Source organism: Georgenia satyanarayanai, from assembly GCF_023715365.1.
In the GTDB taxonomy this organism is placed as follows: Bacteria; Actinomycetota; Actinomycetes; order Actinomycetales; family Actinomycetaceae; genus Oceanitalea; species Oceanitalea satyanarayanai_B.
The window spans coordinates 1-11,653 of the sequence record NZ_JAMBNZ010000024.1; the positions used below are offsets into that span (position 1 = coordinate 1).

The 11,653-nt window shown below is 66.3% G+C and carries 13 protein-coding genes, 1 pseudogene and 1 other annotated feature; of the genes and pseudogenes, 8 read left to right on the forward strand and 6 right to left on the reverse strand.

Annotated elements, in window-relative coordinates; all coding sequences use genetic code 11:
- The first annotated feature begins 1,354 nt into the window (after positions 1-1,354).
- The 4 genes from M3148_RS16670 to M3148_RS16685 all read left to right on the forward strand — a co-directional run bounded on the left by M3148_RS16670 (position 1,355) and on the right by M3148_RS16685 (position 4,144).
- The gene (locus M3148_RS16670; protein WP_251305858.1) at positions 1,355-1,939 is read left to right on the forward strand and encodes a hypothetical protein; all 585 of its coding nucleotides are present in this window, start codon (positions 1,355-1,357) and stop codon (positions 1,937-1,939) included.
- A 119-nt stretch (positions 1,940-2,058) separates the two neighbouring features.
- Entirely contained in the window at positions 2,059-2,739 is a 681-nt protein-coding gene (locus M3148_RS16675; protein ID WP_251305859.1) for an RNA polymerase sigma factor, read from the forward strand.
- Between the two features lie 280 nt (positions 2,740-3,019).
- Positions 3,020-3,571, forward strand: a complete 552-nt coding sequence (locus M3148_RS16680; protein WP_251305860.1) for a hypothetical protein — start codon at positions 3,020-3,022, stop codon at positions 3,569-3,571.
- 171 nt (positions 3,572-3,742) lie between these two features.
- Positions 3,743-4,144, forward strand: coding sequence for a hypothetical protein (locus M3148_RS16685; protein WP_251305861.1), 402 nt, complete (start codon positions 3,743-3,745; stop codon positions 4,142-4,144).
- A 326-nt stretch (positions 4,145-4,470) separates the two neighbouring features.
- Here the strand turns inward: M3148_RS16685 and M3148_RS16690 are convergent, their stop codons facing one another.
- From M3148_RS16690 to M3148_RS18445, 3 genes are all read right to left on the reverse strand, one after another.
- Positions 4,471-4,803 carry a helix-turn-helix domain-containing protein gene (locus M3148_RS16690; protein ID WP_251305862.1) on the reverse strand — a complete coding sequence of 111 codons (333 nt, stop codon included), beginning with the start codon at positions 4,801-4,803 and terminating at the stop codon, positions 4,471-4,473.
- Positions 4,804-4,893: 90 nt separating this feature from the next.
- The gene (locus tag M3148_RS16695) at positions 4,894-5,373 is read right to left on the reverse strand and encodes a type II toxin-antitoxin system RelE/ParE family toxin (RefSeq protein ID WP_251305863.1); all 480 of its coding nucleotides are present in this window, start codon (positions 5,371-5,373) and stop codon (positions 4,894-4,896) included.
- A gap of 102 nt (positions 5,374-5,475) precedes the next feature.
- Positions 5,476-6,321, reverse strand: a complete 846-nt coding sequence (locus tag M3148_RS18445; protein ID WP_368859566.1) for a thymidylate synthase — start codon at positions 6,319-6,321, stop codon at positions 5,476-5,478.
- 44 nt (positions 6,322-6,365) lie between these two features.
- Between M3148_RS18445 and M3148_RS16700 the strand changes: the two are divergent.
- Positions 6,366-7,527 (forward strand): annotated as a pseudogene (locus M3148_RS16700) (IS3 family transposase).
- Positions 6,665-6,814 (forward strand) — a sequence feature (AL1L pseudoknot). (Overlaps the previous pseudogene by 150 nt.)
- A gap of 28 nt (positions 7,528-7,555) precedes the next feature.
- Here the strand turns inward: M3148_RS16700 and M3148_RS16705 are convergent.
- Positions 7,556-7,783, reverse strand: coding sequence for a hypothetical protein (locus M3148_RS16705; RefSeq protein ID WP_251305864.1), 228 nt, complete (start codon positions 7,781-7,783; stop codon positions 7,556-7,558).
- Positions 7,784-8,194: 411 nt separating this feature from the next.
- Between M3148_RS16705 and M3148_RS16710 the strand changes: the two genes are divergently transcribed.
- From M3148_RS16710 to M3148_RS16720, 3 genes are all read left to right on the forward strand, one after another.
- A complete protein-coding gene (locus M3148_RS16710) occupies positions 8,195-8,632 on the forward strand; it encodes a hypothetical protein (RefSeq protein ID WP_251305865.1) in 438 nt (145 codons plus the stop codon).
- Positions 8,633-8,877: 245 nt separating this feature from the next.
- On the forward strand, positions 8,878-9,372 hold the full coding sequence (locus M3148_RS16715; protein ID WP_251305866.1) for a hypothetical protein: 495 nt from the start codon (positions 8,878-8,880) through the stop codon (positions 9,370-9,372).
- Positions 9,373-9,599: 227 nt separating this feature from the next.
- A complete protein-coding gene (locus tag M3148_RS16720; protein WP_251305867.1) occupies positions 9,600-9,758 on the forward strand; it encodes a hypothetical protein in 159 nt (52 codons plus the stop codon).
- Positions 9,759-10,299: 541 nt separating this feature from the next.
- Here the strand turns inward: M3148_RS16720 and M3148_RS16725 are convergent.
- Positions 10,300-11,088 (reverse strand): metallophosphoesterase family protein, encoded by a 789-nt coding sequence (locus M3148_RS16725; protein ID WP_251305868.1) that lies wholly within the window; start codon positions 11,086-11,088, stop codon positions 10,300-10,302.
- Positions 11,081-11,593, reverse strand: a complete 513-nt coding sequence (locus tag M3148_RS16730) for a hypothetical protein (RefSeq protein WP_251305869.1) — start codon at positions 11,591-11,593, stop codon at positions 11,081-11,083. The genes M3148_RS16725 and M3148_RS16730 overlap by 8 nt, the downstream gene beginning before the upstream one ends.
- Positions 11,594-11,653 lie beyond the last annotated feature (60 nt).

Consider the following 11,653-nt stretch of genomic DNA (forward strand, 5'->3'; position numbering starts at 1 on the left):
TTCTTCACCTGGAAGGTGCTCCTCGAACTCGGCTGACATGGACCTCGACAATCCATATCGTCCCAGTTCAGGAGCACTTTTCAGTTCACCGACACGACCTCACCCCGCTCCGCCGTGAAAGCACCGGGCTAGCGGCCAGGGGACCTCTGGATGGTATGGTTCGAGGAGGCGTGCGCGTTGGCGTTGCGATTTCATACTTTCGGGCGATCTCACGGCCATTCGTACGTAGGGCCCCACCTCGCATACGTTGTCGCGCTTCGCGCCCGGAGGCGCAGTCGGTGCGCTCTGGCGTCTCACGTCGCTGCGCGCGTCGGTGCGGGTCTCCCTGACCGGGTAGGCGAGCACCGTCCGGTCAGCGAGAGTGACTTCAAGACGAGATCACACCGACGTGTGTTCCTGCCGTCATTCCCGGCTGGCAGCAACTCGTCGATGCCGCGGTAGCGGAAGAAGTAGTCGCCTTGGTGGTCATCTTGCCCCAAGTGCTGGTGCTGGTGCTGGTGCTGGTGCTGGTGCTGGTGCTGGTGGGAAGTTAGCCGCGGTGCTGATGACTGCCGCCCTTGTGGCTGCGGCGGTCATGGCTGGGCGTCGGTGGCCGGCTGCGGTGATGTCGGGGGCCGTGATTGTGGCGCTCCTGGTGGGCGTCAGCGTCGTCACCTTCGATGGGACGCCTCCGACCGGGATGCTTCTCAGTCCTGGCGATCTTCTGCGGTACGGCGCGAGCTCTCATCTACCTACCGCTCTTGCTGCCGCCGGTGGTGTCGCCGCGATCTCCGGTAGAGCCTCGAGGTCGCGCCAGCCGGTGAACTCTGCACGGCCCGGTGACGGTCCCGCTCGAGCAGGAGTGCGCCGGCCCGCAAGGTCGGGAGAGGAGTGGTCCGGGTGAGCGCCTGGTGGGTGGTCTACGCATTGGGGGTGGTCGCTGTCGCGGTCAGTGAGGTGTGGCTGGTGCGGGCTCGATTGGAGCGCGACACCTCGAGGTGGGGCCTGGTGGACCCGCCGTGGCGTGGGGAGCGCTAGCCGACCTGACGGGATGGGGGGCCCATAGACCTGCGCGCGCCCCGGGGGCCGGGGCGGGGCGGCGGGGTGGTGTCCCCAGCTGGCGGGGGCCTGTCCATCGTCGACGCCTCACGGGTCGCGCGGGGTCCCATGGGGTGGCGAGGGCGTCGTCCTTGCTCGCCAATCTCTACGTCGCACGTTGGAAATCATCGTCCTCGAAACGACACCCGGCACACACGGCCCCTGCTAGCGTCGCGGTATCAACACATGTCGAACAAGGGGGATGACATTGATTCGTCGAGCGACGGGCATCGTTATGGCTGCGCTGGTGGGATTGACGACCGTAGGTGGCAGCGCGATGGCCACGGAGGCAGAACCCCAGCCGCCAGCGGAGGTGATCACCCTCAGTTCGGGGCCCTCGCCGATCCCGGAGCCTGTCACCACCGCGAGCGGTGTGGCGGTGACCGTCACACCCTACCTGCGCGACCTCGTGGGGGCCGATGGTGAGGTAACCGACCAGGAAGTCGCCGAAGACTGGGGCAACCACGTGGTTGCAAGGCTCTCCCCCCATGAGCAAGACCTCGTCCGCAGCGGAGCACCTGTCCATATCGTCGCGGACCCAGCCACGCACCAGTACGTATCGGTGACCCGACCAATGGTCCAGCCTCAGGCGATCTACGTCGACCCTGTTTCGTCGTGCACACGGGGGCTCTCGCAGAGTTGCCTCCTGCGCTGGCCGCTCTACCTGACTGACATCTCCATCCAGGGGAACAATGGATATCGGGCGGGTACTTGGCGCGACGTGAAGACGATCCAGGCAGCGACGAACCGGAGACTGACGTTCGGGCACAGCAACGGGCAGGCCTCCAACACACTCAACGCGGGCTCGGAGCTTTCCTTCGTGAACACGATCACGGTCAACTCCGTCTACCATCACGACTGACGTACCGGCTCCGGCGATGGGCCCCAACACGCTCGAGCGTTGGGGCCCATCGCTCTGTCTACGTGACCCGAGCGGTCGTTCCCTCGCCGCCCGCACCTGGCGGTACGACGCAACTCGCCATGGAGAACGAACAGGGTCGTCCCGCCCGAGCGCCTTACGGCGTCGCGGCCGCTGCGGGTGACACGTGTAAGAAGGTGGCCGCTGGTGGCCATGTAGTGGGTGAGGTCAGTTCTGACCGAGACACGTTGGAGGGGATGTTGGACCGGGAGCGTTTCGAACAGCTCTATGCCGAGCATCGCTGCGAGGTCGAGCGCTTCGTGCGTCGTCGTCTTGCTGAGCCGATGGTTGAGGACGCTGTGGCTGAGACGTTCCTGGTCGCCTGGCGACGCCTGGACGACGTACCCCTAGAAGCGCGGCCCTGGCTCTTTGGTGTGTCACGGCAGGTCATCATGACGATGACGCGCGCGCGTGGCCGGTGGGAGGCCCTAAAGGTACGAGCGCTGGCGGAACCGCCCATTCCGAACGCATCGCTAGAGGTCGAAGCAGCAATGCGGACCGATCTTCAGCGCGCCTGGAAGCGATTGCGAGACAGCGAACGTGAAGTTATCGCCTTGGCCGCCTGGGACGGCCTAAGCGCCCAAGAAGCGGCACAAGTGCTGGGATGCCGGCCGGGGACCTACTCGGTGCGACTGCTGCGTGCCAGGCGACGGCTGCTGCACCTGTTGGAACACTCATCGCCGCTGACCACCCCCTGGCCTGGCGTGAATATCGGAAGGGAGAGTCGCGATGTACAGCACTGATGGAACGCTGATGGAGCGCGTGAAGGCGCTCGATCCTGCGGGTCAGGTACCGCTTGCGAAAACTGAGCAAACCGATCAGACGCTTCGATGGGTGCTCGCGCAGCGTCAAGAGTCAGTCAGCTCCGCCCCCTCGCGTTCACGTTCCTTGCGGCCTGTAGCTGCTATGGCCGCCACAGCAGCCATAGCGCTTGGAGCGGGGGTCGTGGCTATGTGGCCATCTGCGGGAACGTCAGCCTTCGCCTCCTGGGTGCCCGTCCCGACACACCTCGATGAGGCGGCCGTGGCCGCCAGCGCGGACCAGTGTGGCGGGCAGATCGCACTCGCGAGAGCGACGGGTGACGCCGCGCCTGCCTTCGAGGTCCGGCCAGCTCTCGCTGAGAAGCGCGGTGAGCTTGCATACATCCTTCTGGAGGGCGAGAACACCTACATGCAGTGCCTCGTCGTCGGGGGTACCGATACTGAAGACTGGGACGCGATGGTCTCCGTCGTTCACGGAAACGTCGGCGACGGCCACCCCGTCGACATTCCTGAGCCACCCAAGCGCCCCGAGGACATCACCGTGCTCTCCACGGGCAGCTCGCCATGGGGAGAACGCCCGGACGAAGCCAGCGGAGGTGGCATCACCAGCGCATACGGACTGGCTGGCCCGGAAGTGGAAGCGATCGAAGTGACCACGAGTGACGGTACCCGCGCTCAGGCAACAGTCGACAATGGCTGGTGGGCGGTGTGGTTCCCCAACGCCAGTCCGATCGACAAGCATGTGACCGTTACGACCACTGGAGGACGCGCGTACACGACCAACCTCTGGGCCTTGTTCGACTTCACACAGTGACACATCGTGCGGCTCCGTGCGCTCACCCGGCGAGGTGGTTTTGCCGTAGCTGCGCCGAGACGCTCGGCACGGTGAGCGTGGTGGCGACAGGGAAGTAAGGAGCGGTAGGGCGCATGAGACGCCGGCCCGAACGGCGGACGGCGGCCCAGGAGGTCCCCTACGGTCTGGGGGATGAACAGAGTTGTTGAGGTCGTGACGACTCTCGCGGTCTTCGCCGTCGGGGTGTGGGTGGTGGCGACGAGCGCGACCAGTGCCGGTGAGGTAGTCCTGTACTCGCTGCTGGTCCTCGTGGTGATCGGGACGATGTTCGCCCAGCGTGCGCTACGGAAGCGGTCCGAGCGTCGTGCTGCTGAGCGGGGGCAGTCACGGCACGCGTGGCTGTTCTTCCTCGTGCTCGGTCCTGTCTTGGCTGCGGCCGGGGCGAGGCTCCTCGTCCTTCCTCACTCGGATGACGCTGGCCCGAGGTGGCCGTTCGGGACGACGTCTCTTGGGGTCTTCCTGCTCGTCACGGGGGTAGGCGGCCTGGTCTACGCCTTCGTGATGCGTGCGCAGCGTGACCGGCAGGGCGGTTAGTCGTCGCGCCGCTTGAGGTGGCGGACGCCGACGGACGAGGTGCTGAACGGTCCGGGCCGCGTTGTGCTTCGCCAACTGGCGAGCTCGCCGCGTGCGGTGCCGTGGCCGCCAAGTTCGCACCCCGTCTGGCGAGGGTGGTGTCGGCGTCGGTGCTGCTCGAGCATGACGGAATCCCCCCGCACGGTCGGGAAAGGGATGGAAGCGGATGAGCACCTGGTGGGTGGTCTACGCCGTGGGGGTTGTCGCCATCGCGGTCGATGAGGCGTGGCTGGCGCGAGGCGTGAGCACTCCCCAGGCCAAGAGATCCTAGTCGCAGATGGCCTCCCTCACTTCGGCGCGGAGACGGCTTCCTCACGCTGCGGGGTCAGCTGCGCCGTGTACTCGAGGGCGGTAAGTAGACGCGAGACGGTGGCGAGGGTCGGGTTGGAACGCCCGTTCTCGATGCGGCTGATCTCGGCCTGGTCGATACCCGTGAGGTCCGCCAACTCGGCCTGCTTGATGTGCCGCTCCTTGCGCGCCTTGGCGAGCTGCTCACCGAAGGCGAGCTGGAGGGTGACCTCGGCCTGGAACGTGCGGCTCGCCGCGTCGTAGACCGCCCGGGCGTCGGGGGACCACTTCTCCTTGGCGCGGGTAGCCAGCGCGTCGAAGCTCTTAGCCATCTCCTCATGCACCTCCCGGTATGGGCTTCGACCCATACTAAGGGTGTTGCGGATCCTCAGCAAGGTGGGCATTGGGGGCCTAACAGATGTCTACCTGCGCTTCTTCTTGCTCGACTTCTTCGCCCCCTTCTTCTTGCCCTTGCTCGCTGCTGCCTGGGCGGCCTTCCAAGCCGTCAGCATCTTGCGCGCTTCCTCGATCTCGCGGTCCTGGCGCTTCTCAGACGGGTCTGACTGCTTGTCGTAGCCGCTCAGTAGGAGAACGATCTTGTCGCCGTGGAAGGTGCAGAACACTCTCAGGAGCACCTGACGGTCGACGCCCGACACGTCTTCGGGTACCTCCGCACCCGCCGAGGACAAGATCGCCTGCAGGGACCGCCGCACTCGGAACTCGTAGAGACCTTTGCCCAGCGCCTTGCCCCACTCGCTCTGGCAGATGTCGATACCGCTGCGCATGAGGACGTGCTCAATCGCCGCGGTCAGGACCGCCTGCTCGTAACTGGTGAGGCTCGTGAAGAAGCGCTCGAATGCGTCGCCCTCGTACTCGATCGTCCACTCAGCCCGAGTAGCCACGTCCACCTCCTAATGCGTCGCGGGAAGGCTATACGCACTGAGGGACACCTCCGCCTGCCTGGTGAGCAGACCTGCCCTTCGTCGGTTGCCTCAGCGAGCACGCTAGGCAGCTACTGGCCCGGTGGCTGGGTGGTGGGGAATGCGGCGAGAGGGGCCGCTCCGCGTGCCTGATCTCGTGGTTGTCGTAGATGTGGCAGTCCCCTGCTGGGCGATCGTGTTGATAAGCGGCGCGTTGGAGGGGATGTTGAACGGCACGCCGAGGAAGAGGAGGGCCAAGTTGGCGGGACGGGCGTCCGTGGCGAGGTGAAACTGGAAGAAGGCGTGGCAGAGGGCAGTGGCATCGGGGGCGGCGGCGTTCCGCGCTGACACGGTCGTCCGACACGAGTCGGGTTGCCCGTGCAGCGTCTCGAGCACCCGGGAGGGCTGGTCGATGTGCCGGCCGTCCGGTGTGGGCCGGGTCCGCTGCTGGTGCACCCCGTGGTGGTCGCCTCGCGGTGGGGTGGGGTGGGGTGGGGTGGTCGTCTGGCGGACCCCTGTGGGCGCGCAGCGCGGTGTCGCCCTCGCGGGTGGTGTGGCTGCACACTCACGCGCGACCCGGGTGCAGGTGGTGTGGTGTCGCCCGGTGGTGGGGTCACCTGGTGGTGGGGTGGCCGTCTCGTGGGCACCGTGGGTGCTCGCCTGCTGGCCCCGGGGGGTGGCCTGGCCACATGGCGGCCTCCGGGCGGGCCCGTCTCCGCCGGGGGTCTTCGCCAATTGGCGAACCGGTGCCGGTGGGGCGGCTGCTGGTTCGGGGTGTGGCGTTCCGGAGCTGACTGTCCACCTGCACGGGACGGGGGTTACGCGAGGAGGGTCTCGAGGAGTCCCTGCACGGTGGCGTGGGTGGCGTGCAGGGCGAGGGACCGTCCGGCCCGGCGGAGCCACCGACGTGCGCGACGGTGTGAACCGCACTGGGTTCTTTGGAGGCTCGTGACCATGGAAACGAGGATGAGCACATGCCGAAGGAGCAGGTGCCCGGGAAGCCGCAGACGCGGCGCTACACCCCGGAGGAGAAGGCGGCGGCGGTCCGGATGGTCCGCACGCTGTGTGCAGAGTTGGGGACCGAGCACGGAACGGTCCAGCGGGTCGCGTCCCAGCTGGGATACGGCGTGGAGTCGGTGCGCCTGTGGGTCAAGCAGGCCGATATCGAGGAGGGCCACGCCCCAGGCGTAACGACCGCGGAGGCCAAGCGGATCAAGGAGTTGGAGCAGGAGAACCGGGAGCTCAAGCGGGCCAACGAGATCCTCAAGCGAGCGGCGTCTTTCTTCGGGGCGGAACTCGACCGCCAACACAAGAAGTAGTTGCCTTCATCGACGCCAACCGGCACGACGTGGTCGAGGGCCGCAAGCACGGAGTCGAGTCCATCTGCAGCATCCTGTCTCGGGCAGGGCTGCAGGTGGCTCCGAGCACCTACTACGCCGCGAAGAACCGTCAACCCTCGGCACGCGCGCAGCGGGACGCCGAGCTCCGGCCGGCGCTGCGGGAGCTGTGGGAGAACAACTACCGGGTCTACGGTGCTCGGAAGCTGTGGAAGGCCGCCCAGCGTGCCGGCTGGGATATCGGTCGGGACCAGACCGCCCGGCTGATGCGCGCGGAGGGCATCCAGGGCGTGGTGCGCACGAAGGGGGTGCGGACCACGCGACCCGACGAGGCGGCCGCGCGGCATCCAGCCGGATGATCGTCGGCTGGCGCGTCGCGGGCCACATGCGCACCGACATGGTCCTCGACGCCCTCGAAATGGCCCGCTGGTCGCGCGGTACCCAGCTCGAGGGATTGCGGTGTCACAGCGACGCCGGCTCGCAATTCACGAGCCTGCGCTACGGCGAGCGTCTCGCCGAGATCGGCGCCGTCCCATCGATCGGCACTGTCGGTGACAGCTACGACAACGCCCTCGCCGAAACGGTGAACGGCTATTACAAGGCCGAACTCATCCGCGGACCCTCACGGCCAGGGCCTTGGCGCACGGTCGACGATGTCGAGCTCGCGACCCTCGGCTGGGTGCACTGGCACAACCACCAGCGGCTGCACGGCTACCTCGCCGACCTGCCGCCGACCGAGTTCAAAGAGAGGTTCTACGCTACCCAGCAGGGCAACCAGGCCCTGGTTGAAATCAAATGACCAGAGCCTCCATCAGACCCAGTGCGGTTCACGGCTCACGCGCTGTCACCTCGCCACCACCTGCAGCACCGCGCCGGCGCAGCTCACGTCGCACGAAGAACACCTGGTAGACGACCGCCACCCCTAACAGCACTCCAGTGGTGTAGGTCCAGACGCTTCGCCCTCCCATCGAGAACACCACGATCCAACTCACGAAGGCCAACAGGGAAAGCGCCAGCGACATCAGGAGCAGCATCTTGGGCACGGGCTGTCTCATGCCGCCAGGCTAGGGACACCCCGACAGCCCCGCAGGAGAACGGCCACTCCAGGAGTCGTCGCAGGTGGTCTTCCCCGGCCCAGCGCCGCACTCGCCACCGGACGCTCCCGAGCGGAGGTGCTCGACGAGGAGGGTTCTCCCGACAACTCGACTGTGCTGGACCTCGACACGCTGGTTGTGACTCGCTCCCACTGACCGGCGCAACTGTGAGGCGCAGGCTGCCCGAGTACAACCGGAGAGCCGGCCGCCTCGATCGCCGCGAACACTCGGCACGCTCATCGTCGGTACGGGTCAGGCGGGTGCAGCGCCGTCATCTCGGCGACAGCAGTAGACGTGTCCATGCCCCCTTGTTAGTGTGAAGCAGACCACAACAATCCAGCCGAGCACATCAGCACTGTCGGGGGGATCGACATGGACAACGACTCAAGAAGGGGGCGGCGCGGGTTCGCTATCACGGCGAGCCTCATGCTTGCCGGAGCGCCGCTCGCCGTGGCCGCACCCGCAATAGCAGGCGCGGACCACATCCCTGAGGACGCCCTACGGGCCGGCGTCGAAGTAGACCGCGAGTTCCGTGAGCGGGTCGACCGCGAGCTGCCCGGCGTGTTCAAGCCCGAACAGCCAGGCCTTGCGCCACTCTCGTTCTTCGGACAGACGAGTTGCGGTGCGCTCATCTACGCGCACGACCCAGACTCACAGAACTGGGACGACGTTCTCGACGGCCTGTACCAGGGGGGCGTCGCCCAGGTCCGCCAGAACCTGATCGACATGTGGGCCGAGGAGATCGGACCTGACGACGCCCGCGTGTTTGTCGACATCTCGATTGACACTTACTGCCCATCGCTAATCTAGGGGGGATACACGGAATGAAGAGGTTGATTGCAGCCTTGAGCTGCGCACTATTGCTCCTGCTAGGAGCGACATCAGCGGGAGCAGCCACACAGCCGACGCCACCGTCGGCCAGCGGAGACGACCAGGCCGCTGCCGTCCAAGAGATCGACTAACTACTGCAGGAGTTCGACGTCCCTGCGGAAATCCGCGAGGAACTCATCGCGAGCCACCTGGCTGGCGAGACGTGGGACTCCCTGCGCGGAGATGTGGAACCGGAGTCCGTCGAGCAGCGCCGCATCGACGGCTTCGACTACACCATCCGCAGGTATCCCGATGGATCTTTCCACGCCTCGGGTCTCGAGGTTCCCACCGCGGTGCCGTCCTCGGGGATCACGCCGTTCGCTTCGATCACCGGCTGCAGCTTCACTCGTGTGGGTGGATCTGCCCGCTACAGCAACTGCACGGTCCGTGAAGTGCTCGCACCGATCAGTGGGGACTTCCGAGCCGACTACCGTATGGATGCTGGTCAGAACACGGCCCAGATCACCTACGCGGGCGCTCCTGGCGTGATCATCGCAGGCGGTTCCGCTAGCAACGTCCGAGTCGTCATGGTGCGTAGTTCCTACGCCCCGGGCATTCCAGCGCGTGCGGAACTGCGGTTCACTGGGAGCGCGCAGGGTTGGGCGGGCGTAGCGCTCTGGGTCCAGCTGCAGGTGATCCCGACCGGAGCCGTCGCCCTCTCAAACTTCGACATCGTCTAGTTCCTCAACGACGCCGAGACTGCAGGCGACGTCGAACTTCAGTCTCCAATCGGCAGAAGGACCCCGTCCTGAATGACCAGGGCGGGGTCCTTCCGTGTCCGCCTCGAAGGAGCGGGACTGGGCAGTCTTCACGGCGGCGGTGACTCACGCTCGACTCGCGAGGTTCGGCGACCACGGATCGCCGAACCCTACCCGTCCTCGGCTGGCGCGGGCGTACCGTGGCGCGCATGATCACCACCTTCGGCTGGCCGCTCCTCCTCGGGCTGCTCATCCTCGTCCTCCTCCTGGTGATCGCCGTGACACTCCTGTGGAACGCCACCAGCAACCACCGAGAGATCCGGGCAGAGGACCTCGACCCCGAAGCGTTCGAAGACCACGACGACTAGGGCGTGTCTCCAGAGCGTGAGGGTTGGCGGGCGGCAGGCTCGGGCAAGCGTCGTCCGATGCGTGATCGTCAGGTCCTCCCAGTCGTAGCAACGCGGAGTTCGGGAGTGTAGAGGCCGATCCAGCTTCGGACTCGTCTGCGGCAAGACGCAACTGCCAGTTGCACTAACTAGCCTTGGAGCGGTTCAGCCATGCGGCGGGCTGCCGTGAGGAGACGGTCCGGGCCGGTGCAGATCAGGTCGATGGGGCTCTCTCCGCTGCCACTGCCTCGTCAACAAGTTGGACAACGCGGTCAGGTAGACGGACCTCGATGACCACGTCGACAGGCGATCCCTCATCCACGACTGCACCCCGCACCTTCCAGATTCGGGGGAGATTCAGCGTTTACCGGCGGGACGGGCCGCACGGTGGTTGCGACGGGAGGACCGCAAGCCAGGTCGGCGCCGCGGTCTGGAAGCGACGACGGCCGTTGAGTCTTGCGACTCAGAATGATCTCGGTGGTGACCGGGACTACGCCATCGAAGTCGCACAGCGCGGGTCGTCTCACCATGTTCGCCTCGGTAGCGGGCGAACGGAGAGGTCATCGAGATTCAGGATGACGGCGTCACCGGCCATTCCGTCGCTGGCCAGGACCTCGACCCTGGTTTCGCCGCCGGGGCGGCGGATCGTGGCGGTCTTCCGCTGGTGCCAGTGCCCGGCGACCACGAGTCGAGGGTTTGTGCGCTCGACGGCCTGTTGTAGCAAGTCGCGTGTGACCTGCGCCCGGTCCGCATCTTCGGTTCCGAACGGCAGATCGCTCTTCATCGCGACGGCCGCAGGGACGTCATGGGTGAGGAGCACGTCCACCGGGTCATCTCCGAGCGCATCGACGTCCTGTTGGCGCACCTCCTCAACCTCTGGCCACCAGGTCCTTCCGGCGGTGCGATGGCGGTGGTCGATCGAGAACGCACCACCCAACGCTGCGAAGACGACGCCACCGATACGCCATCGGAGCCCGCGGGGGGCGTACCTGATTCGGTCCTGAATGACGCGGAAGCCGAGGTGATCTTGTGGGGCGATGGCGAGCATGTCGTGCGGGTCGTGGTTGCCGTCGACGTAGACCATGCGGAGGTCGAGCTTGCTGAGCTCGCGGTTGACCTTCCGGTCGAACTTCCCCGACGCCCGCCCTGGCCACCGGAAACCGGCGTCACCCGCCTGCAGGATCATCGCGACCCCGCCGACTCGAGCGGCACGCTGGACGACGCTTTTAGCCCACCACGTGTCCCCATGCCAGTCTCCTGCGAGCACGACCCGGGTGCCGTTGGGGTCGAGGTCGGTGGGCTCGTCATTCACGCAGAACCCCCGCGTCCGCGCGAGTGATCCTGCGGACCGGTGTCGTCATCCGCAGGGTCGCGACACCGTCGCCTCGCACGTCGAGGAGTAGGACCGCCGATGCGCCACGCTCGCAAGAATTGAGCCGGAGGAGCGGAACAACCTCGTCATCACGGCGCAGGTCTAGGGCATCCTCGCCGTCTCCCGGGGATCGAGTGATGGTGCGCGCGTCCAGGTCGATCACGTAGCGCGATGTCTCCGTGCTCATCAGCCACCGGCCGGTGTCGCTGTCGGTGAGACGCTCCCGTTCCTCGGTGGCGTGATCCTCCCATCGCGGGGCCAGCGCCCGGAGCCGACGCATCAACGGCGTGCTGTCAATCCACTCGAGAGGATCATTAGGAATCGGTCGCTGAACCGGCGGCGGCTCACCACGGTCACGGGCGACGACCCGGTCGATGGAGTGGAGTCCAGCAGAGTGGTGTATCGGTAGCACGGTGAGCGTGTCGTTGTAGACGTAGGCGGTCACCGCGCGATCCTTCGAGTGATCTCTCACAACCGCCTCGAAAGGACCATCACGGTGACCGCT